Genomic DNA, 22,107 nt, shown 5'->3' with positions numbered 1-22,107 from the left:
ATTTCAGTACAAGAGCACTGAGTATGTTAAATAACCAAGTTGAACAACATATAAATTGATATATTGTTTTATTAGATTTAAATAAATATATTGATTTTTGCTTAATCAATAAGGAAGTGTAGAGTGTGTCACAATTTTTTGAGTTTTTTACTGCTGTATACTATTTTAAGTTGACCTAAACTAATATCTCGATTAGATTAAAAAGATAGTGTTTTCTCTCTAATCGACAAACTGTTTAGCTGTTGCTTAGATGAGTTTATAGTCCGTAGCTTCCCAAGATGCGGACTTTTTTATTTTTGTACAATTCGTTAATGGTACAAAGATTCGCGCATTAAAAAGACAGTTAATAGTAAATTCGGTTCAATTCAAGTGAAAAACTTAAAGAAGTATTGTAAATATATCTTTAAAGGTATATATTTATATATGCATATACTGCGTCTGTAAAGTTGTTTGTTTTTTTAATACCCACATATTTTTAAGATATGTGGGTATTTTTTATTAAAAATGTTTATTTAAAAATATTTTTAAACTGGCTAAGTTTATATAAAGGGTTTATTTTAGTTAGGTAAGAAAATTCAAATAATTTATTTCTAATAAGCTTAATTAATAAAGAATAGGAAATATATATTTATACATTTATTGTACATATTAATCACAGTTAAAGAAATTGTTAATTTTTTATAGTTGTATGAACTTTTATATTTTGAAATAATTGTCTATAACCTGTTAATTATCATATTGTTATGGATATTTTGAAGTTTCTAAGAAGTTTTAATACTGTTGGTACTTACTTAGCAATGGCTACTATAGTTCTTATCATAATGGTTATATTCTTTTATATTATTGAACCCAAATAGAGTGATATTTTAATTATAAAAAAATAAAATATTTAAATTATAAGTAGATAGATGTCACATTTTTCTATAAAAAAGTGGATTGATATTGTTTAACCTAAAAAATTATGAAAATATGGTTGGGGTTTAAAAGCAGATAAAACTCCTCAAAGTTCTCATCTAAAATTTTAATCCTGAAGTAAAAAGTTATTAATTATCATAAAAATACCTGAAATATAATATATGGAGATAGTCATGAATATTCGCCAAGTGTCTGCTATTTGTCTTTCAATAGCAGCTACTCATTTTGTGTATGCCGCTTCAAATGTTGCAAATCCTGTAAATGATTCTTCCCAAGCAAAAGGAATTATTAAAAATCAATATATTGTTATATTAAATAAGGATGCAGGTCCTTCTAAAGATTTCGCACAAAATATTGCTAAACAACATGCTGGTAAAGTTTTACAAAGCTACGATACTGTTCTTAAAGGTTTTGCAATTTATTTACCTGATACAGCAGGGGCAGCCTTTATTGAAACGATGAAAAAGAACCCTCATGTTCTTTCAGTAGAAAGCGATACAATAGTAAATATTGATGCAACTACTCAAAGTAATCCAGATTGGGGACTAGATCGTATAGACCAGAAAGCTTTACCATTAAATTCGACTTATTCTTATTTACAGACCGGTTCAGGTACTACGGTTTATATCGTGGATACTGGTATATTATCTAGCCACCAAGAGTTTTCAGGACGTGTATTAAGTGGCTATACCGCAATATCTGATGGCAATGGTACAACCGACTGTAATGGACATGGGACCCATGTTGCTGGAACAGTAGGTGGTACGACCTATGGTGTTGCTAAAAATGTCAATTTAGTTCCTATCCGGATTTTGGGGTGTGATGGGTCAGGAGCCTCAAGTAATGTTATTGCTGGTTTAGACTGGATATTGAAAAATGGTAAAAAACCTGCAGTTGTAAATATGTCTTTAGGTGGGGCGGCAAGTTCTTCTTTAGATAGTGCAGTGGAAAATTTATATAATAATGGTTATGTCATGGTCGTAGCCGCTGGCAATTCAAATACAGATGCATGTACATCTTCTCCAGCAAGAGTAAGTAAAGCTATTACAGTGGCTGCGACAGATAATACCGATACTCGAGCAAGCTATTCTAATTATGGAAGCTGTGTTGATATTTTTGCACCGGGTAGCCAAATTAATTCTTCTTGGATTGGAAGTAATACAGCTACCAAGATATTAAATGGTACTTCAATGGCAACCCCGCATGTTGCTGGTGTAGTTGCTGAAATGCTTCAAAGTACACCTACGGCTTCACCTCAAACGATCTCTACCAATCTTTTAAATCAAGCGAGCAGTAACGTAGTAAAAAACCCTTCAGGTAGCCCAAACCGCTTGTTATATAAATCTCCTTAATAAAAATATAATTCTCTATGATTGAAAAGGTCCCGAAGGACCTTTTTTTAAATTTTTGCATGTGTACCATACTTGTCAATCATGATTGAACTGGCTTCATTTAAACCACGTACAGTAACTTGTATGCCATTCTTTTGGAACTTTTCTACTGCTGAATCAAGCATTGCAACCGAAGTGACATCCCATATATGTGAATGGGTTAAATCAATAATGACTTCTTTTACATCTTCTTTAAAGTTAAAGCCTTGCATGAATCTATCTGAAGAACTAAAAAATATTTGTCCTCTTAAATCATATAAACGAGCGTTGCCTTCTAATGAAGTTATTACCTGTATATCATTTTCAAGTTTATTGGCTAAGAAAAGCGCGGAAAGTAGTACACCCGTCAATACGCCTAATGCTAGATTGTGAGTAGCTACGACTACAACAACCGTTGCAATCATAACGGTATTGCTACTTTTAGGATTAGTTTTAAATTGGGTAAGTGAACGCCACTCAAAAGTACTTATTGATACCATAATCATGACAGCAACAAGCGCAGCCATGGGGATAAATTTTAACCAATCACTTAAAAATACTACTAAAATCAGCAAGAATATGCCTGCGCATAAAGTAGATAAGCGTGTGCGACCACCTGATTTAACATTAATCATTGATTGTCCAATCATGGCACATCCAGCCATCCCACCCATAAAACCAGAGGCAATATTGGCAATACCTTGACCTTTACATTCCTTAAATTTATTACTCGGGCTGTCTGTCATTTCATCAACAATTGTGGCTGTCATCATCGACTCAAGTAAGCCAACTGCAGCTAACGCCAATGAATAAGGAAGAATGATAAGAAGTGTATCTAAATTAAGAGGAATATCCGGAATTAAAAAAATAGGTAGAGTATTTGGTAGTGCTCCCATATCGCCAACTGTTCGCACATCAAGGCCCAAAAAGATAGCAAGTAATGTGACTATAACAATACATATAAGGGGAGATGGAAAAATTTTTCCAAGCTTTGGTACATAAGGGAATAGATAAATAATTGCTAAACCAATAGCGACTAATAGATAGACGTACCAACTTACATTGACTAGTTCTGGAAGCTGGGCCATAAAAATGAGTATGGCGAGAGCATTTACAAAACCAATCACAACCGATTTAGAGACAAAGCGCATGAGTTTAGCAAGCTTAAGATATCCTACTATAATTTGTATGACACCCGTCAAAATAGTAGCTGCGAATAAATACTGAAGACCATGTTCTTTCACTAGGGTCGTCATGACTAAGGCCATAGCGCCCGTTGCTGCCGAAATCATGGCAGGACGGCCACCTACAAAAGAAATAATAACCGCAATACAAAAAGACGCATATAAACCGATTTGGGGATCTACACCTGCAATAACTGAAAAGGCAATCGCCTCTGGAATTAAAGCCAGACCAACAACAAGCCCAGAAAGAATATCTGCACGGACATTAGAGAACCATTGTTCTCGAAGATTCGTTAACATGGAAATAGCCTAGAATTTTAAATTTTAGAAAGGCTAGTGATGTGATATACCAACACACAAGCGACTACACCATATCACTAGACAGTGATGAGTTATTTACAAAGGAGAAGGGTAAATAAACTTAAGGTGGCGTAAGTGTCATGGATAATGAAAATTTGAAGTTTTAAAGAGGTACGAAGGATAACATAAGTTTCTAGGGGGAGCCATTTAAGCTTGCTACTTTCACTTATTAGGCATCTAACTATTTTATGATTTGTTCATTTCTGCTTTAGGCAGAGACGTAAATTCATTTAATGGCATATCTAAGAAAAAGTCAGGAGCGTCGGTGTGTTTGCAATTTAACCAATCTTTTCTAAGATGGTCAGGTATTACAATAATTGAACGTTTTTCATCGTCAGGTTTATGAAACTGCTTCATAAAAGAATGTCGATCTGCATTGATTGTTAATAGTGACATTGTTCTAACTTTCTGCTCATCAATTATGGTTTCTTCATAAATTGCTGCAAGCGTAAATGGCTTTCCATCTTGACGAAAGATGCCATACCAATGTGCTTTACCATTGATATATTTCGGTTCATAAATAGCTTCAACAGGAACTAGGCCAAATTGATCATTTGACCAGGCATGTTTAAATGAACGTTTGTGATCAACCGTTTCAGTTCTTGCATTATAAGTTGCATATTTAAATGAAACTTCTTTCGCATATGGTGGCAACATTCCAAATTTAACTTTTCGCCATTCCCATTCATTTTGATGAGATAAGATTATTGGGCAATCATCACTTGGATAGACATCTGATTTGTAATCAAAGGTGGGTTCAAGTAAGTCTAATTGATAAGAATGCTCTCTCTTAAGGGGTTTAAAATTTGCACACATAACGAAATTCGATTTGTAAGGATCCTTAACCTTTAGCTTGGATCTTTTAACTGTATGGTATGTATATTTTTATAGATTGAATTGTCTATTTGAGTATTAAATTTTACTTTTCAATTACTTTGTTAAAGCTTTCTTTCAAATTATTTATCATTAAAAATGAGATCAATGATTTATAAGGCAACTTATAAGATATTCATTTGTTTTGAATAGCTACTTTTATGCAACAGAGCCTTGCAGAAATTTGGATTTTAATAAATGAGCTAATCATCATAATACAAAAGATATAGAGAACGTATACAAACCAATGTTTTCAGCGGTTTAAGTAGCTCTTTAGAAAACTTTATAAGGTGGAACTATGAATAAACATTTATTAGCAAAAATCACTCTTTTAGGTGCTGCGCAACTATTTACGTTTCATACGGCATTTGCAGATATACCTCTGACACCTGCTCAATTCGCTAAAGCGAAAACAGAAAATTTTGACAAAAAAGTGATTCTGTCCAACTTAAATAAACCACATGCTTTGTTATGGGGGCCAGATAATCAAATTTGGTTAACCGAACGGGCAACTGGCAAAATTTTAAGAGTAAATCCTGAATCTGGTAGCGCGAAAATAGTATTTCAGGTTCCTGAAATTGTGAGTGATGCTGATGGGCAAAATGGTTTGTTAGGCTTTGCTTTTCATCCTGACTTTAAACATAACCCTTATATCTATATTTCAGGCACTTTTAAAAATTCAAACTCTACAGATAAAGAGTTACCTAATCAGACGATTATTCGTAGATATACCTATAATAAAACTACAGATACATTTGAAAAGCCTATTGATTTGATTGCAGGTTTACCGTCATCAAAAGATCATCAGTCTGGTCGTCTCGTCATTGGTCCAGACCAAAAAATCTACTATACGATTGGTGACCAAGGTCGTAATCAGTTAGCTTATCTGTTCTTACCGAATCAGGCACAGCATACTCCGACTCAGCAAGAGCTCAATAGTAAAGACTACCATACATATATGGGTAAAGTATTACGCTTAAATCTGGACGGCAGTATTCCTAAAGATAATCCAAGCTTTAACGGCGTAGTGAGTCATATCTACACTTTAGGGCACCGTAATCCACAAGGTTTAGCATTTGCTCCAAATGGAAAGCTTTTACAATCTGAGCAAGGGCCAAATTCTGATGATGAAATTAACCTTGTATTAAAAGGTGGTAACTATGGCTGGCCAAATGTAGCTGGTTATAAAGATGACAGTGGTTATGCCTATGCAAACTATTCGGCAGCAACCAATAAATCACAAATTAAAGATTTAGCTCAAAACGGGATAAAAGTAGCAACAGGTGTTCCTGTGACTAAAGAGTCTGAATGGAGTGGTAAAAACTTTGTGCCACCTTTGAAAACTTTATATACAGTACAAGATACCTATAACTATAATGACCCTACTTGTGGTGAGATGGCATATATTTGCTGGCCAACGGTTGCTCCGTCATCGGCATATGTATATACGGGAGGCAAAAAAGCGATTCCAGGGTGGGAAAATACATTATTGGTCCCATCTTTAAAACGTGGGGTGATTTTCCGTATTAAATTGGACCCGACATATAGCACGACTTTGGATGATGCTATCCCAATGTTTAAAAGCAATAACCGTTATCGTGATGTCATCGCTAGTCCAGAAGGTAATACCTTATATGTGCTGACTGATACAGCGGGAAATGTACAAAAAGATGATGGTTCAGTCACTCATACTTTAGAGAATCCTGGTTCTCTCATTAAATTTACATATAACGGTAAGTAACTTATTTCAAAAAACCCAGCTATATAGCTGGGTTTTTTATATAAAGGTTTATATTTATTCAGTTACGACCAATACTGGCACATGAATTTCTCCTAAGAGTGCTTGAGTTACACTTCCTAAGAAGAACTTTTTAAAACCTTTTCGCCCATGAGAACCAATCACTAATAAATCAGCTTTTAGCTCAGTTGCTGCTTTGATGATTTCTGTATGAATTGTTTGACCTTCAACAATTTTGGTTTCAACAGAAATTCCATGTTGGCTAAATTGTTCTTTAGCTTGATCTAAAATGCTCTGAATCGAAGCTCTCGCTTTATTAAAATAATCTTGCGCAATTTCTGTACTATCAATAATTTCAACTGAAATAAATGGATCAATAGTGAGCGCATATACCAAAGTAACTTTACTACTAAAGGCTTTAGCAAGACTTGCAGCATGATTAACAGCAATAAGTGAAGTAGGAGAACCATCGACCGGAACTAAAATATGGTGATAACTCATATATTGCTCCTTATTGTCTTGTGACAATATTTATTGTTGAAGAACCTAAACTTGTTATCGTTATGGTTATATTATCGCCAATTTTATAATTTTTATTGTTTGTTTTTAGTGTGTAAGGTAAATGACTAATTCATAGAATAGTGACTTTCTAGATAAGCCTGACCCTGTTTAAGAATAGAGATCACCTGATTAGCGTCAATAGCTGATTCAAATAAAAAACCTTGCCCTATGTTGTATCCAAATTGAAGAAGTAATTCTTCTTGTTCTGGTGTTTCAATACCTTCTGCAATTAATCCGAGTGAGAGATTTGGAGCAAGTAAGCCAATTGCCTGAACAATTGCATAAATGGATGGATCATGTTGCATCTTTTGTATAAAACTACAATCAACTTTTAAGCAATCAATTGGATAGTCTCTTATATGTGTTAAAGAAGAGAAACCTGTTCCGAAGTCATCTAAAGCAATGCGTACTCCATGCTGTTTTAGTTTATTGAGTGCGCGAATAACATATTCAGAACCACGGTCACCCAGCATATGTTCAGTAACTTCTATTTCAATTAAATAGGTTGGAATTTCAAGTTGATTAATCTTTTTTAATAAACGTTCAGCATAGTTATCTCTTAAGAACTCAACTGGTGCGGCATTTAGAGAAACAGGAAGCGGCTCAAAACCTAATTTTATCCATTTAGCAATATCATGCAAAACTTGTTGTTGCATGATTTCACCAATTTTACTGGCTAAATCGTAGTCTTTAAAAGCTTCAGCAATCTGAGAAGGCAAACCTCTTTGGGCCGAAGTCGTATGCCAGCGGAGTAATGCTTCAAAGCCCACTACAGCATGAGTTTTTAGATCGACTTTGGGTTGATAGTAGGGCTGAATGGTATGATGACGAATAAGCTGGCGAGCAATGTTGAGTTGAGAGGCGATTGCCTCGGTTAACTGCATCATACTTGGGTTATACATACGTATGCCGCCACGACCACGGGCTTTTAAGTCATGTAATGCCATATCGGCACAACTTAATAAGCTCGATTGATCAACTGCATCTTGAGGGTAAATGGCGCAGCCGATGCTCATGCCGCCGTTAAGCACATTCCCAGCATATGTAATGGGTTGATTGAGTTGTTGAAGCAATACTTCAGCAAGTTCACGAACATCATTCTCATTTTCTAAATGGCTAACAATAACTGCAAACTCATCACCACCTAATCTGGCAACTGAACATCTTTCAGGGTCTACGCACTGATTAAAACGTTTAGAAAGTATTTTTAATAAGTGGTCACCAGCACTATGACCTATAGTGTCATTAATATGCTTGAAATGATCTAGATCAATTAAAAGTAGCCCTACACTGGTTTGGGTTTCTCTTGAGTAGGCTAGGGTGCGTTTTAGTTGTAGCTTAAATGAACGTCTATTAAATAATCCTGTAAGTTCATCTCTCTCGCTAATATCTCTTAGACGGTTTTCGGTAAGATACTGTTGAGTGACATTTCGCGAAACACACAATATCTGAATAATTTCGCCGTTTGTATGTTGAATTGGGGTGAGCATATTATCCCAATACTCAGGCTCTTGATTTGGTAAACAACTCATGCCGGCGAATCGGGCTACTTTACCTTGTAGGGCTTTTTTTAAAGCAACTCTTCCACGTTTACGAATATGAGGGGGTAAAAGATCTAACCATCTCATGCCAAATTTTTTTTCATCTACAGGTATACCTAATGCAAGGCATCCTGATTTATTCATATGAGATACAGTGCCATCTGTATTTAAAACCTTAATACAATCGACACTGATATCGAGCATTTGATTTTGTATATCGATATCTTTTCGTAAGCTTTGCTGCTCTTGTATATCTTGGTCAATATCTAGAAAACTAATAAACCATTCATTTTCTTGAGAAGATTCATGGTATTTCGACAATTGAATAGAAATTTTACACCATCGATAATAATGGGTTTTATGCAAAAGACGGCATTTAAATTCAATTCTTGATCGGAGTCGTATCGCATCTAACCAGTTGTTTTTAACTTCTTCTAAATCGGCAGGGTACACGAAATCTAGCCATTGTTGAAACAATGGAGGAGAAGTATCGCGCCAGTACTTTGTACACTCCGTATTGCAGTATAAAATTAAGCCTTTTTCATCACTGACCCAAGTCGGTAAAGGAAACTGCTCAACAATAAAATGCTTTTGGGTAGTGTTCGACATTGAAGTCATAACATGCCTAAAACTGCTGAAGAGTTAAACTATTTATAAACTGTATTGTAATAGTTGTGTCGTCACCACAAAAGCTATAAAAAATTAATATTTGATGTTTTTTTCATCTCGAATAAAGTTTTTTTTTAAATAAAAATTTTATTAATCCTCTATGCATATGTTATTTATTAACTTTTAATCTCCTAAAGATTATGAAATATAGAATTTTAACTTGAAAAAATTATGCGTATTTTTGTAAAAAACTTGTTAAAACAGTTGTTTATAAAATTCAAATAGCGTTTTTTATAAAAAACTCATACATCAAAAACATTTTAACTCGTGAAGAGTTAATTAATTTAAATATGTATGAGAAAAAATTTATAAAGAAAAAGCATTTAAGTTATTAGAGGTTAATACAATAAATACTATTAACTTTACAAAAGTAATATAAAATAAGGTCTTATATTATCGTAGAATTCTTTTCATCAAAAAGGATATATAATTCCTTTTTGTGCATTTTATAGCCTACATTTTCCCCAAGATGTAGGTTTTTTTTATGTCAAAATTTTATTATTTTAATTTTATTTAACTTATTAAATTATAAATAAAAAAAGCCATGGAGGCTTTTTATACGGTTTCCGGTTTTTTCAACTGTTGTTGAATGTAGAGGTTCATATAATACTGCTCTATATAATCGTCAGCATAATTGTTAGCTAATGTCTTAGTAGCTACCTGTTCATGCTTGCTGTAACAGTTAGTTTCTAAATCTTTTTCAAGTACCCACCATTGACGGTTAATACGACGTACTTGAAACTTATCACTCTTATATTTTCTTTTAGCCATTTTTTCCTAAAATTACGTTAGAGATATTAAGAGAGAGTTTCTACTGGAGTTGAAGGAACAAGTCAACAAGCATAGTGTTTAATTGATTACTTTATGAAGTCTATATTCCTGTAAACATAAGAGAAAATAATAAAAAAGCTCTCATGAGAGAGCTTGAGAATTAATCGTTTTAAAATGTTAAAAACAACTATTATCGAGAAAGATTTTTTAAAAGCAATTTTAAGCTTTCCATCATTTTTTCTAGTTGAAGAGGGGTGATACCTTCGAATGATTGTTCAAGTACTACGCTCGTTAGATCATTAATTTTATTAATCATTTCTGTACCACGTTCGGTAAGATATACACGTGTAATACGACCATCTGATTGACAAGAATAGGTTTCAACTAAGCCTTCATCTTTTAAGCGATAAACAATTTTAGTGGTAGTCGACATTTTTGAAATAATCATATTAGATAGCTCTGATACGCTAGCGTGAGGTTTACTACTTAGCGCAAGCATAATACGACGACGTGAATTATCTAGGCCATATTTTTTGAGGGCATTATCAATATTTTGTACATATTGAGCATGGACCTGAGTAATCCAATAATATGGAAAATCTTCAAGAGTGAAAGATTCTGTTGTAGGTAAAAAACGCGCATACTTCTTTGTCATTGACTTTTCCCCATACCTTGGTGGATCGCATTTTATGAAACTTATTTTAATAGTGGAAAAATATAGTTTCACTAAGCAAGTTATATCAGGACTTTAAGTCATGAGCAAAATTTATATTGTTTGATTAACAAGGACAAACTATAAATTTTCCTCTTCTAATAAAACTTATTCCTTACCGTTTATTTGAACTTGGCTACTCGCTTGGTCGTAAAATGAACGATATTTGTTAGCATGAGAATCGTAGAAAAAAAAACTCGTTTTGAACGTGACATTTCTATCAAAATTTTTTGTCTACAAAGTCATAACTTAAAAAAATAAATCCATTCAATAAGTAAATATTTAAATTAATCATATGTTTAATTGATTTTTTGAAGATGAAAATTTACCATACATTTAACATGATTGATGAATTATCTATAAAATTAATGAATATTTGTCTTTAAGTTGTTGATTTTAAATGTTAAAATTATTTGTGTGAATAAGGGGTAATTATTTTTCAAAGATTCAAATGTAGTTCTACAAATTTTGAAATTAAAAGATGAGTGTGGCTTCAAATTAAATTTTTAGTGTTTTACTTTAGAACAACTGATGACACATGCCGTTCAAATTAATCTATAAAACTGAGTACTAATAAAAAGAGAGAATCTATATTCTCCCTTTTTAAATTATGAGTTTGTTAATAATTTTTCTTCTTGATTCTTTTTAATGATGGCATAACTTACTCCCGTTACGATACTTCCAGCCGCAATTGCTGCAAGATACAACCACGCATGATTGATTGCATTTGGAATCAGTAGTACAAATACACCGCCGTGTGGAGTCACAAGCTCACAGTGAAATAAAGCAACTAATGCACCAGTTACTGCGCCACCTAGAATACAGGTTGGAATAACGCGCATTGGATCTTTTGCTGCAAATGGAATTGCACCTTCTGAAATAAAGCATAAACCAAGCACAAATGCAGCTTTACCTGCATCTTTTTCACCAGTACTAAATTTATTTCTAGCGAGGAAAGTTGCAATTGCCATCCCAATTGCAGGAACCATACCGCCTGCCATCGTGGCTGCCATTGGCATATAGGTATTGGTAGTAAGTAGTCCGACTGTAAAAGCATAAGCAGCTTTATTGATTGGTCCGCCCAAATCAATACACATCATACTTGCCAGAATAATTCCCATTAATACAGCATTTGTTGTGCCCATATTGTTGAGGAAATCTTTCATTAACTCAAAAATATGCGCTACAGGTTGACCTACCACATAGAACATAATCAGCCCAACAGATAATGTTCCTAATAATGGAATAATCAAAATGGGCTTAAGAGACTCTAAACTAGTTGGGAGCTTAACTTTTTTAGCTATAAATAACGCGATATAACCTGCAAGGAAACCAGAAACAATACCGCCTAAAAAACCTGCTTGTAACTGTGCTGCCAATAATCCCCCGATTAAACCTGGTGCAAGACCGGGGCGATCTGCAATGGAATATGCAATATAACCCGACAGCATGGGTACCATGAGGGTAAATGCTGCTGCGCCAATCTGTTTTAATATGGCTGGCAGACTACCAGCTTGTTCTGCTGCATTTAGGCCAAAACATAAAGAAAGTGCAATTAGCAAGCCACCCGCAACAACCATAGGCAGCATATAAGAAACACCAGTTAATAAGTGTTTATATACACCAACTTTTTCAGTTTTATCCTTATTTTCCGTTGTTGCTTGCTGTTTACCTTGTTCTAAAACCTGAGCATTAGCAATTGCCTCAGCAAAAGCCTTGTCGGTTTGTTTTAAAGCAAAACCAGTGCTACATCTATAGACACGCTTACCTACAAAACGGTCAGTGTTGACTTCAATGTCAGTAGCAAGAATAACAATATCGGCATCAGCAATCGCTTGAGGTGATAAAATATTCTTCGCACCTACAGAACCTTGAGTTTCTACATCGATTTGATACCCAAGTCTTTCTGCACCTTGTTGTAACGCTTCAGCTGCCATAAATGTATGGGCAACTCCAGTTGGGCAAGCAGTAATGGCAACAAAATGAGTTGCGGTATTTGAAGCTTGCTTAGGTTTTTGTTCCCACTCATTTGCTGGTTTTGAGTGTTCAAGTGCCGTTAAAAGTGCTTTGTCTGCATCATCTTTAATATCTTCAATAGAAACTAAAGATAAAGCGTTTTGACCAAAAATATTTAGATTTTTAGGTTGCTGTCCAATAATAATGACATGATCAAAATGATCGCTTGATTCAAACTCATCGAGTGAAATGACACTATGTTTATAGCCGTGTTGGGTTGCGACTAAAGCAAGTTTACGAGCCAAGATTAAAGCATTGACTTGCTGTTGCGGACTATTAGTGACAAATAATAAATGTTTAGCAGTTTGCATCAGATTCACTCAATGAATTGATAATAGTTTGTGCTTTTAATTGTTTTAGAACCTCAGAAGTAGGGATTCGAAAACCAATTTGTGTTACAGCATGGCTTGCAATGGCTGTCGCAGTTTTTAAGGTCTCTTCAGGAGGCAGTTGGTTAACAAGCCCATGGATCATGCCGGCTAAGAGTGAATCACCAGCGCCTACTGTACTTTTTACGATAACTTTTGGTGCTTGAGCATGTAAGGGGTGAGTGGCGTGTAACCAATTTACGCCATCTTCACCCATTGAGATAACCACATGCTCAATATTGGTTAAGCTATCAAAAAGTTCTCTTTGTTCAGCATAGCTTGTTGCTGGACGTTGATAACTTTCAACCAACTCATCGGTATTCGGTTTGATCATCCAAGGTTGACATTCAATTGCAGCAACCAATGCTTTACCACTGGTATCTAGGGCAACTTTCTTATTATTTTTTTTGATCAGTTGAATAAGTTGTTGTAACTCATCAATACTAAAACCTTGCGGGAGGCTACCAGCTATTGCAACAACCTCGACTTGTGGTAACAGAGCTTCAATCTTATTAAATAGGCTTTGTTTGTCTGTTTCAGAAACAAAGAAACCTTTGCCATTTAAATCTGTCATCCGCCCAGAATGCTCTGCAATTTTTATATTTTGACGTGTTTCACCATCAATATAAATAAACTCAGGTTGAAATTGAGCCTGTGCAAAATGTGTATCGAAAATTTGTCGATTATGCTCACCTAAAAAGCCGGTTACGATTACATCATGACCTAAGTCTTTTAATACTTGAGCAACATTAAGGCCTTTGCCAGCCGCATGTATTTCTACCGACTCTTGTCGGTTCACTTCTCCTACTAATAACTCATTCAGTTGAATGGTTACATCAATTGCAGGGTTTAAAGTAATTGTTAAAATTTTAGCCATTACTATTCCCAATCTTATAAGTCTTGTTCAGATAGCTGGCGCACAGCAGGGGCGCTATCGCATATTAAAGCTTGTTGCGCAAGCTTTTGAGCATGGCTATAGCTTAGTGTACGGATTTGAGCTTTTACCAAAGGAATGCTATTTGGGGACATACTCAGTTCATCTACACCTAATCCCATGAGAATAGGTACAGCTTTAGGATCTGCTGCAAGCTCACCACAGATTCCTACCCATTTACCATGTTTGTGAGCAGCTTTCACTGTTTGATCAATCAAATTAAGAATACTTGGATGTAATCCGTCTGCTTCCGCTGAGAGTATTGGGTGGCCTCGGTCAATCGCTAAAGTATATTGTGTCAGGTCATTTGTGCCGATACTGAAAAAGTCGACTTCTTGTGCAAGAACCGGTGCAAGTAAAGCAGCAGACGGAACTTCAATCATAATGCCAACTTGTAAATTGTCACATGGATGTTGGGCTCTTACTTCGTCAAGAATTGCCTTGGCAGCACGCCATTCTTCAACGCGTCCAATCATAGGGAACATAATTCGTAACGGACGATTATCAGATGCTTTTAGTAGAGCGGTTAATTGCTGTTTTAAAAGTTCAGGGCGTCTTAAAGTTAAACGGATTCCTCTTAAACCTAAGAATGGGTTTTCTTCTTCAGCAATTGGTAAGTAAGGTAAAGGTTTATCACCACCTACGTCTAATGTACGTACCACAAGCGGGCGACCTGCAAGTGCATCTAATACAACTCGGTAATCAGCTTCTTGAACAGCCTCGTTAGGTGCACTGCTATGAGACATAAAAACAAGTTCGGTTCTAAGTAGGCCAATTGCTTCAGCACCACATTCTACTGCTTGTGCTGTCGCTTGAACTTTACCCAAATTGGCTGCAATTTCGATTTGGTGTTGATCTAAGGTAATTGCTGGCTCGTGGCTATGACGTTCAGCTTCTTCACGAATTTGACGCTGTTGCTCACGCTCTTGCTTAGCCTGTTCGATTTGTGCCGCATTTGGATCTAAAACAAAAGTTCCCGTATCACCATTAATAAGTAAAGTGCTTTTCGGATCAATTTCTAGGACTTGTTCACCAGCACCAACAATAGCTGGAATGCCTAAAGCACGTGCGACAATTGCACTATGCGCACTTGCACCACCTATAGCAGTTAGAATACCTGCGACACGGTCTTTGTTGAGACGAGCGACATCACTTGGCCCCACGTCATGCATGATTAGAATATAAGGCTCTTTAGGCTCTTCAATAACCACTTCACCACATAATTGGGTTAAAACTCTGTCGCCAATGTCGCGTAGGTCTGTTGCGCGTTCAGCGAGTAAACGATCTGGTAGAGCTTCCTGTGCTTTAGCTGCAGCTTCAATATGTTCATGCCACGCAGCTGGTGCTGATAAATTTTGATAAATTTTTTGATATACACCATTAATTAAATCAGGATCATCAAGCATTTCTAGGTGAGCTCGAAAGATTTGTTTAATTTCAGAAGCATCGGCTTTGGCTATGACTTGGTGAATATTGTTTTTTACTGCATGTAGGGCAATATCTAAATTTTCTTTCTCGACTTTTACGCCTGAACCCATACGTTCATATTGATAAACCTTTGGTTTAATCACATGGACAGGTCCAAAAGCTAAGCCACTTGATGCTGCAATTCCCGTATTGTTACCCAATGTCGTAGCATTTGATATTGCCGTTTGGGCAGGGAGCTGGTCAGGTATTTCACTGGTTACAGGTAGCGCTTCAACTTCTTCACCTAAGCCTTGCTGCACTGCCAAAATAACTTGATCTAAAGCCTCTACGGCATCGGTTTCTGGCTCAGCGATAAAACGTAGAGTTTGGCCACGCTTACAACCTAATGCTAAAAGACGAGTTAAACTTTTGGCAGAAACAAAGCTACCATCGTCTACTGCAACTTGGATATCGCCTTGAAAGGTTTTTGTAAGATTGACAAGGTGTGTAGCTGGTCGGGCATGTAAGCCGTGTGCATTTGCCAGCACTACTGAACGTTGAGGCCAGTCAGGAACAACGTCAGCTCCAATAATTTTTGCAATTTCGTTTGGAGTTTGAGTTTTATCTAGCTCGGCAACTTGCTCAGGATTAAATAAAATATCAATTAAACGATTAAATCTTTCATTATCGAGTTGGTCATTGGCTGCTATACAAACGAGGGTGTTCAGCTTTTTACCATTTAGCTCTAAAGCCTGTGATGGTTTAGTAATGCTAATAGCTGGTTGCTGAACAAAGTGATTGCTAGAAATGGACCAGATTTGATCTTGCAGTTGAATGGCTTGTTCTGGATCAAGTGAACTTAGAAAACCACATTTTACAAAATTATGTTTTTTGAGTGTTTGAGAAGCTGCCCAAAATAAATCTTCGATATCTTGTGCGTCGATTTCGGTTTGAATAAGATTTTCATGAAGCGCTAAAGATAATGGCTGAGCTTGTAGTAATTCGATAATCTGCTCAGGTTTAGAAGCATTCTTTACTTGTTCACTGACGTCATGCATTAATGCACGAGTAAGAATTTGCAAAACTTGCAAATGTTCATCAGATTTTGCTGCAATCACTACAGCTAAATAAATTTTATTTTCTCCATCCCAGATCACACCTTCGGGGAAATGGGCTAAGCGAATCCCTGTTTTTAAAATATATTCACGTGATTGAGGAGTACCGTGAGGAATGGCAATGCCTTGGCCTAAATAAGTCGCGCTTTGTTGTTCACGATTGATGAGTCCCGTTATATATTCAGGCGTAACTAACCCATCTTTTTCTAATATATCTACTAGACACTTTAATGCATGTGTTTTATCAACAGCATGTTGATTCATATGAATATGTTGAGGCTCTAGTGCTAGCATAATTATCCTTGAACAATTTCTTTGGCTTTAGCTAAAACAGAAAAAAAGAAGCTGTTTGCATTAAACAAGTAAATATACCTGTTTTTTGACAACAGCTTCAGATGAATTACCTTAGCAGAACTTTAACGGTATATCGACGCATTTAAGTAAAAAGCTGCTCGTTTTTAATACAAAAAAACCTCTAAGCCGGATTACTGACTTAGAGGCGAAAATAAAAGCAGTGATTAATGTTTAATTTCTTGTTCTAAAATAGACCAAAGTTTTTGATGTGATTTTTTAAATAACAGCATATGGCCAATTGATTTATAGCCTAAATCTTTTGGGCTAAGCTCAATCATTTTTTTATTTGCATTTGGATATAAACTTAATAATTCTTGTACGTTACGTTTGGTTGCAATCTCATCATCATCAGCCCAAATAGCAGTAATTGGACATTGAATATCTAAATGAAAATCATGGAAAATTGTCTTGCCTATGGCATTTTTTACATATCCAGGACGGCTACAAAACTCTCGCCATTGTTGAGCAACTTTTTTAGGTAGGTTTTCTCCCATACCAATGAATTGAGTTGCTCCATAACCTTTAACAAGACTAGAAATAGGGAAGATAAGATTAAACATAACTGGCGCTAAAACCTTGGTTTTTCCTTTAAGGCCTTTAATATGTCCAGTTGAGCCTGCAACCGTTATCACTTTTGCGACTTTATTATAGTTAGGTACGACTCCTAGTAGTTGTCCGCCAGCACTATGTCCAATAAGAATAACTTGATTTGCTTTTGTTTTTATTAATAAAGCATCAATTGCAGCAGGAATATCAAGTGTTCCCCAGTCGGTAATACTTGCGGTACTTTGTTTTAAAGCTCCATGTAGGGACTCGCCAATACCACGGAAGTCAAAACTCAATACATCATAGCCTTGTTGGCTTAACCACGTTGCGAAAGAGTGATAAAAGTTTTTAGTTATACCTGTTGCTGGACAAATCAGGATAGGGTATTCAGCTTTCTTTTCTTGAGCAGGATAAAATTGAGCTGCAAGCTGATAACCATCTTTACAGGTAATCCAAAAAGATTCAAAAGTCTTATCCATAGATTTAAAGTTAATTGGCTAATCATTTATCTTAATATATATTAGTTCTAAAAAGGAACTTGATTAAAATGTGACTATAAAGTCAAGATTTATGTTATATAGCTCAACAAATCTTAATAAAACGAATAATGGAAATTATGGATTTATCAAAAGCTGTACAGCTGGCTATTGTCTTTAGTGGCGTCTTTTTATGGATAGGAATGTTAACTGGAGTATGGAAATATTCGCAAATACGCCGTTCCGAATTAAGCCGTGCACATTATTATGTAGATATTGCACATAGAAGCAGTTTGCTTTATGCAGCAGCCACACTTATTCTGGCTGTATTGAGCTATTTCACGATTTTAAATGAAGATATTGCTTTATGGTGTGTATTGGCAAATATACTGTTTTTTAGTTTCTCAATTTTAGTTTATATCATCCACGGATTTTTGCAGGATACGACCAATCAGTTTAAACAACCTCATAGGTTAGGGCATTTCAGTTTACCTACATGGTTGATGACGTTTATGATGTTCGCTTTAATTATTACTGAGCTATTAGCAACTGCTATTTTAGTGATGGGGACAATTTTATTGTTTTTAAGCAAATAAAAATGGATGATCGCTCATCCATTTTTAGAATTCTTATTTCTGTTGACTAAGTCGTCTTTTAGCTAATTTTCGCATTTTGTGGTCGACAAAGGCCCATACACAAAATACAAAAGAAACAACCATGGCATACATAAAGTATTCGGGTTTCAGATTCCCTTTAATCATACCTTGAAACAGTAAAGTCAGCATAAGAGCAAGCGTCGTTACTCCATAAACAACTGAATCTTTGCTGTTCAGAGTGTTAATGAAGACTTGTTTGTTGAAATGTAATGATAACATCTCCATCCCTCCTTGTGGTTGCGCTAAAACCGAATGTTTTAGTCAAGAATAAGTTTAATGTTGTACTTGTATTTTTAGCTTAATTCAATAGTCAATAGAAAATTTTTTGAACAGTTTTATAAAAACTTCTATGTTTATAAATGGTTAAGGTATTAAAAAAGTAAATATTAAATATTTTTGTATAAAATAATTACTTTTTTAGAACAGAGAAATTATTTAAATGAAAAGTGTAATAATTTCTCTGTTCTTTAAATTTGCTTTAGCTACTTTGTTTTTTTAAAAAAACATCAATAGCGTGTTGAGCAATTTCAGCATCTTCAAAAGATTGAACACCTGAAACACCAATCGCGCCTAAAATCTGGCCTTCATAAATAATCGCTTTTCCGCCTTCTAGCATACCTTTAGCACTTGGCATACTCAAGAAACCAAGACGACCATTTTGAAGAAGCTCTTCGTAAAATTTTGAAGGACGACCGCTCATTGATGAGCATTTAGCTTTTTCTAAGCAAAGATGCGTGGTGAGAGGAGAAGCGCCATCTAGACGTTTCATAAGTAATAAAGAGCTTGTTTCATCAACAATGGCTATACTGACTTTAAAGTTGTGTTCAATTGCATATTTCTGAGCTTCTTCCATTAAAAACTCAGCATCTGCTAATGTTAAATAATATTTACTTTTCATTTATGCTCTTCTTTCCTGAGTAAGCTAAAAATTATTTTAGTGTAATATTACAGTAAAAATTAATTATATCTATAGTTGAATTGTCACTAAATGCTGATGTTAGAAATAAAATGCTGGTTGGGTAAACGCAGCATTTTATTCAATATATAAAATCATGTTTGGGTAAAACTCGATTTCAAAAAAACATCAGATTAAATGCTTTTATGTTTAACTTTGTCGATAAGAGTAGTCACTACAAGAACAACTAAAGATGGGATCAACCATGCCAAGTTTTGTTCATTTAACGGTAAGTGTTGAAGGAAATTAGGGAGGTAATCACCAAAGCCTGCAACCTTAAGCCCGTCAATAATTCCGAAAATTAAAGCAATGCTTGTTACTGAACCGACAATAAAAGATGGTTTATGCCAAAATTTCCAGAAGAAACTGAGCATAATAACTACAATTGCAGGCGGATAAATTGCACTCAAGACAGGTACGGATACGGCAATTAGCTTAGTCAATCCAAGGTTGGAAATAATGAAAGAGAAACCAACCAAGATGAAAACTAAAAGCTTATATGGCAACTTAGTAAGTTGAGCGAAATATTCAGCACATGCACAAGTTAAACCAATTGCAGTAACCATACATGCTAAGAAAATGAGACCTGTTAAGAAGAGTGAACCCATATTCCCAAAAGCATGTTGAACATATGCATGTAGGATTACAGCACCATTTGCTGCATTAGGAGCGACTTCATGACTACCCAAACCTAATTTAAACAAGCTTAAGTAAACTAAAGTAAGCCCTACACCAGAAATAAGGCTGGCAATAATTGCATACTTGGTCACTAGTTTGTTATCAGTAACACCACGCGAATAGATCGCTTGAATAATGACGATACCAAATACTAAGGCACCTAAAGTATCCATGGTGAGATAACCATTTACGAAACCTTCTGAAACAGGAGAGTTAACGTAATGATTAATTGGAGCAGGAACATAACCCGCAGGAATCATAACCGCTGCAATACCTAAAATTGCTAAAGCGATAATTTTCAGAGGAGCTAGAACATGTCCAACTGTGTCTAAAAGCTTGTTCGGATATAAAGAAACGACAGTTACAAATGCGAAGTAAATTGCACTGTAAATTAAAAGGCTACTGCTAGACGTTCCAAAATAAGATGAGAAACCAATTTCATAAGAAACTGTTGCGGTGCGGGGTGTAGCAAATAAAGGGCCAACTGATAGATAACAAACTACAGTTAAGATTAGACTTGCGATACGACCTAGCGGTGAACTAATAATTTCAATGGAACCCTGCATACGAGAGAGGGCCATAATGGTAATTACAGGTAAGCCAACGGCAGTAATCAAAAAACCTATAGCTGCTAGCCATACATGATCACCAGCTTGTTGAGCGACAATGGGAGGAAAGATAATATTGCCAGCCCCAATAAAGAGGGCAAAGGTCATAAAACCTAAGGCAATAATATCTCCGGTACGAAGCTGTTGCATAAATTAAATTTAACAAAAAAGAAAGAATTTTAGAGCAAAAGAGATCATGATCAAGCGCTATTTTATGTGAAAAAGCTTTTTTTTAGGCCGTATCAATCATCCAGAGATATTAAAAATATCAACTGGTTAAGTTATCTACTTGAAAACTCATTGAAAGAAATAAAGAAAACATTTTTTAGGTCTGACTTTTTAAAGAAATTGTGTAAAAATGAAAATATAAATTTCTATTATGAATGTTGAATATTTGGACATTTAAAGCTTTCCGCCTATCCTATATCCATTCTAAAATATTCTAAATTAACTAACATTTTTGTGGGCGTGGTAAAAGCAGTGCCTACGAGGATAAAATTGAATGAGAGCTTCTACTGTTACAATTAAAACTGAACAAGATCTAGAAAAATTAAGAGTTTCTGGGCGTTTGGCTGCACAAGTTTTAGAAATGATAGGGGAGTATGTTAAGCCAGGTGTAACAACTGAATATTTAGACAATATTTGTAATGATTACATCGTAAATACTTTAAAAGTTATACCGGCTAATGTGGGTTATCATGGATTCACAAAAACAATATGTACTTCAGTCAATGAAGTGGTATGTCACGGTATCCCTTCTCAAAATAAAATTTTAAAAGATGGCGATATTATTAATATTGATGTAGCAATTATTAAAGATGGCTATTTTGGTGATACGAGCCGTATGTACTATGTCGGTAACGTAAATCCACATGCTAAAAAATTAGTTGAAACTACTTATGAAGCAATGGTCGCTGGTATACATGTAGTTAAACCAGGGGCGACTTTAGGGGATATTGGTTACGCTATTCAATCGGTCGCTCATCGCGAAGGATATAGCATTGTTCGTGAATATTGCGGGCATGGCATTGGTAAAGTTTATCATGAACAACCTAATATTCTGCATTATGGACAACGCGGCCAAGGTCTTGTTTTGAAAAAAGGGATGGTCTTTACAATTGAACCTATGGTTAATGCAGGCAAACCTCAGGTAAAAGAGCTAAATGACGGCTGGACCGTAATTACCCAAGATCATTCATTATCTGCTCAATGGGAACACATGGTTGCTGTTACAGATACAGGGTTTGAATTATTAACACCGTGGCCCGAAGGTGTGGGAAATTATCCAGAAATTTAATAT

General features: G+C 35.4%; 17 protein-coding genes and 2 pseudogenes. 5 read left to right on the top strand and 14 right to left on the bottom strand.

Annotated features, from left to right (window positions below):
- Window positions 1-743: 743 nt before the first annotated feature.
- Together MKL36_RS03680 and MKL36_RS03675 are read left to right on the top strand one after the other, a co-directional pair.
- Window positions 744-857 (top strand): hypothetical protein, encoded by a 114-nt coding sequence (locus tag MKL36_RS03680; protein ID WP_085916944.1) that lies wholly within the window; start codon window positions 744-746, stop codon window positions 855-857.
- 231 nt (window positions 858-1,088) lie between these two features.
- A complete protein-coding gene (locus tag MKL36_RS03675) occupies window positions 1,089-2,267 on the top strand; it encodes a S8 family peptidase (protein WP_021511191.1) in 1,179 nt (392 codons plus the stop codon).
- A 47-nt stretch (window positions 2,268-2,314) separates the two neighbouring features.
- Here MKL36_RS03675 and MKL36_RS03670 read toward each other — a convergent pair whose 3' ends face one another.
- Window positions 2,315-3,769, bottom strand: a complete 1,455-nt coding sequence (locus tag MKL36_RS03670; protein WP_021511192.1) for a SulP family inorganic anion transporter — start codon at window positions 3,767-3,769, stop codon at window positions 2,315-2,317.
- Window positions 3,770-4,015: 246 nt separating this feature from the next.
- Window positions 4,016-4,645, bottom strand: a complete 630-nt coding sequence (locus MKL36_RS03665) for an SOS response-associated peptidase family protein (protein WP_031222815.1) — start codon at window positions 4,643-4,645, stop codon at window positions 4,016-4,018.
- 355 nt (window positions 4,646-5,000) lie between these two features.
- Between MKL36_RS03665 and MKL36_RS03660 the strand changes: the two genes are divergently transcribed.
- Window positions 5,001-6,443, top strand: a complete 1,443-nt coding sequence (locus MKL36_RS03660) for a glucose/sorbosone family PQQ-dependent dehydrogenase (protein WP_021511193.1) — start codon at window positions 5,001-5,003, stop codon at window positions 6,441-6,443.
- A 54-nt stretch (window positions 6,444-6,497) separates the two neighbouring features.
- Here the strand turns inward: MKL36_RS03660 and MKL36_RS03655 are convergent, their stop codons facing one another.
- The 9 genes and pseudogenes from MKL36_RS03655 to MKL36_RS03620 all read right to left on the bottom strand — a co-directional run bounded on the left by MKL36_RS03655 (window position 6,498) and on the right by MKL36_RS03620 (window position 17,913).
- The gene (locus tag MKL36_RS03655) at window positions 6,498-6,941 is read right to left on the bottom strand and encodes a universal stress protein (protein WP_000120225.1); all 444 of its coding nucleotides are present in this window, start codon (window positions 6,939-6,941) and stop codon (window positions 6,498-6,500) included.
- 125 nt (window positions 6,942-7,066) lie between these two features.
- Window positions 7,067-9,160 (bottom strand): EAL domain-containing protein, encoded by a 2,094-nt coding sequence (locus MKL36_RS03650; protein WP_021511194.1) that lies wholly within the window; start codon window positions 9,158-9,160, stop codon window positions 7,067-7,069.
- A gap of 606 nt (window positions 9,161-9,766) precedes the next feature.
- The gene (locus MKL36_RS03645) at window positions 9,767-9,982 is read right to left on the bottom strand and encodes a hypothetical protein (RefSeq protein WP_001129188.1); all 216 of its coding nucleotides are present in this window, start codon (window positions 9,980-9,982) and stop codon (window positions 9,767-9,769) included.
- A 190-nt stretch (window positions 9,983-10,172) separates the two neighbouring features.
- Window positions 10,173-10,637 (bottom strand): MarR family winged helix-turn-helix transcriptional regulator, encoded by a 465-nt coding sequence (locus tag MKL36_RS03640; RefSeq protein ID WP_021511195.1) that lies wholly within the window; start codon window positions 10,635-10,637, stop codon window positions 10,173-10,175.
- Between the two features lie 665 nt (window positions 10,638-11,302).
- Window positions 11,303-13,021: a fructose-specific PTS transporter subunit EIIC gene (locus tag MKL36_RS03635; RefSeq protein WP_001192477.1), complete on the bottom strand. Its 1,719-nt coding sequence runs from the start codon at window positions 13,019-13,021 to the stop codon at window positions 11,303-11,305.
- Window positions 13,008-13,955: a 1-phosphofructokinase gene (gene pfkB, locus MKL36_RS03630; RefSeq protein WP_001062802.1), complete on the bottom strand. Its 948-nt coding sequence runs from the start codon at window positions 13,953-13,955 to the stop codon at window positions 13,008-13,010. The genes MKL36_RS03635 and pfkB overlap by 14 nt, the downstream gene beginning before the upstream one ends.
- Before the next feature lie 14 nt (window positions 13,956-13,969).
- Window positions 13,970-15,643: pseudogene (ptsP, locus tag MKL36_RS19080) on the bottom strand (phosphoenolpyruvate--protein phosphotransferase); the annotation flags it as partial.
- A 62-nt stretch (window positions 15,644-15,705) separates the two neighbouring features.
- Window positions 15,706-16,828 (bottom strand): annotated as a pseudogene (gene fruB, locus MKL36_RS19075) (fused PTS fructose transporter subunit IIA/HPr protein); the annotation flags it as partial.
- 224 nt (window positions 16,829-17,052) lie between these two features.
- Window positions 17,053-17,913: an alpha/beta hydrolase family protein gene (locus MKL36_RS03620; RefSeq protein WP_000361720.1), complete on the bottom strand. Its 861-nt coding sequence runs from the start codon at window positions 17,911-17,913 to the stop codon at window positions 17,053-17,055.
- A gap of 137 nt (window positions 17,914-18,050) precedes the next feature.
- Between MKL36_RS03620 and MKL36_RS03615 the strand changes: the two genes are divergently transcribed.
- A complete protein-coding gene (locus MKL36_RS03615) occupies window positions 18,051-18,506 on the top strand; it encodes a hypothetical protein (protein WP_031222831.1) in 456 nt (151 codons plus the stop codon).
- A 33-nt stretch (window positions 18,507-18,539) separates the two neighbouring features.
- Here the strand turns inward: MKL36_RS03615 and MKL36_RS03610 are convergent, their stop codons facing one another.
- The 3 genes from MKL36_RS03610 to brnQ form a co-directional block, all read right to left on the bottom strand.
- On the bottom strand, window positions 18,540-18,785 hold the full coding sequence (locus tag MKL36_RS03610; protein ID WP_000949688.1) for a hypothetical protein: 246 nt from the start codon (window positions 18,783-18,785) through the stop codon (window positions 18,540-18,542).
- Window positions 18,786-19,044: 259 nt separating this feature from the next.
- A complete protein-coding gene (locus MKL36_RS03605) occupies window positions 19,045-19,464 on the bottom strand; it encodes a GlcG/HbpS family heme-binding protein (RefSeq protein ID WP_000838063.1) in 420 nt (139 codons plus the stop codon).
- Window positions 19,465-19,655: 191 nt separating this feature from the next.
- Window positions 19,656-20,957 (bottom strand): branched-chain amino acid transport system II carrier protein, encoded by a 1,302-nt coding sequence (gene brnQ, locus MKL36_RS03600; RefSeq protein ID WP_001186685.1) that lies wholly within the window; start codon window positions 20,955-20,957, stop codon window positions 19,656-19,658.
- Between the two features lie 352 nt (window positions 20,958-21,309).
- Here brnQ and map point away from each other — a divergent pair, with 352 nt between their 5' ends.
- Complete coding sequence (map, locus tag MKL36_RS03595) at window positions 21,310-22,104, top strand: type I methionyl aminopeptidase (RefSeq protein WP_001202783.1); 795 nt, start codon at window positions 21,310-21,312, stop codon at window positions 22,102-22,104.
- Window positions 22,105-22,107 lie beyond the last annotated feature (3 nt).

The sequence above is a fragment of the Acinetobacter sp. AOR12_HL genome (assembly GCF_027855275.1).
Lineage (GTDB): Bacteria > Pseudomonadota > Gammaproteobacteria > Pseudomonadales > Moraxellaceae > Acinetobacter > Acinetobacter baumannii.
Note: the sequence above shows the minus strand (reverse complement) of the source record. Positions and strands in the feature narration are given on the sequence as shown.

What these genes read in the sequence shown, in the direction of transcription:
- MKL36_RS03675 (WP_021511191.1), top strand. Translation starts at nt 1,089, where the DNA reads ATGAATATTCGCCAAGTGTCTGCTATTTGTCTTTCAATAGCAGCTACT.
- MKL36_RS03640 (WP_021511195.1), bottom strand. Translation starts at nt 10,637, where the DNA reads ATGACAAAGAAGTATGCGCGTTTTTTACCTACAACAGAATCTTTCACT.
- MKL36_RS03660 (WP_021511193.1), top strand. Translation starts at nt 5,001, where the DNA reads ATGAATAAACATTTATTAGCAAAAATCACTCTTTTAGGTGCTGCGCAA.
- MKL36_RS03680 (WP_085916944.1), top strand. Translation starts at nt 744, where the DNA reads ATGGATATTTTGAAGTTTCTAAGAAGTTTTAATACTGTTGGTACTTAC.
- MKL36_RS03620 (WP_000361720.1), bottom strand. Translation starts at nt 17,913, where the DNA reads ATGGATAAGACTTTTGAATCTTTTTGGATTACCTGTAAAGATGGTTAT.
- pfkB (WP_001062802.1), bottom strand. Translation starts at nt 13,955, where the DNA reads ATGGCTAAAATTTTAACAATTACTTTAAACCCTGCAATTGATGTAACC.
- MKL36_RS03645 (WP_001129188.1), bottom strand. Translation starts at nt 9,982, where the DNA reads ATGGCTAAAAGAAAATATAAGAGTGATAAGTTTCAAGTACGTCGTATT.
- MKL36_RS03605 (WP_000838063.1), bottom strand. Translation starts at nt 19,464, where the DNA reads ATGAAAAGTAAATATTATTTAACATTAGCAGATGCTGAGTTTTTAATG.
- MKL36_RS03655 (WP_000120225.1), bottom strand. Translation starts at nt 6,941, where the DNA reads ATGAGTTATCACCATATTTTAGTTCCGGTCGATGGTTCTCCTACTTCA.
- MKL36_RS03635 (WP_001192477.1), bottom strand. Translation starts at nt 13,021, where the DNA reads ATGCAAACTGCTAAACATTTATTATTTGTCACTAATAGTCCGCAACAG.
- map (WP_001202783.1), top strand. Translation starts at nt 21,310, where the DNA reads ATGAGAGCTTCTACTGTTACAATTAAAACTGAACAAGATCTAGAAAAA.
- MKL36_RS03650 (WP_021511194.1), bottom strand. Translation starts at nt 9,160, where the DNA reads ATGACTTCAATGTCGAACACTACCCAAAAGCATTTTATTGTTGAGCAG.
- MKL36_RS03610 (WP_000949688.1), bottom strand. Translation starts at nt 18,785, where the DNA reads ATGTTATCATTACATTTCAACAAACAAGTCTTCATTAACACTCTGAAC.
- MKL36_RS03615 (WP_031222831.1), top strand. Translation starts at nt 18,051, where the DNA reads ATGGATTTATCAAAAGCTGTACAGCTGGCTATTGTCTTTAGTGGCGTC.
- MKL36_RS03665 (WP_031222815.1), bottom strand. Translation starts at nt 4,645, where the DNA reads ATGTGTGCAAATTTTAAACCCCTTAAGAGAGAGCATTCTTATCAATTA.
- MKL36_RS03670 (WP_021511192.1), bottom strand. Translation starts at nt 3,769, where the DNA reads ATGTTAACGAATCTTCGAGAACAATGGTTCTCTAATGTCCGTGCAGAT.
- brnQ (WP_001186685.1), bottom strand. Translation starts at nt 20,957, where the DNA reads ATGCAACAGCTTCGTACCGGAGATATTATTGCCTTAGGTTTTATGACC.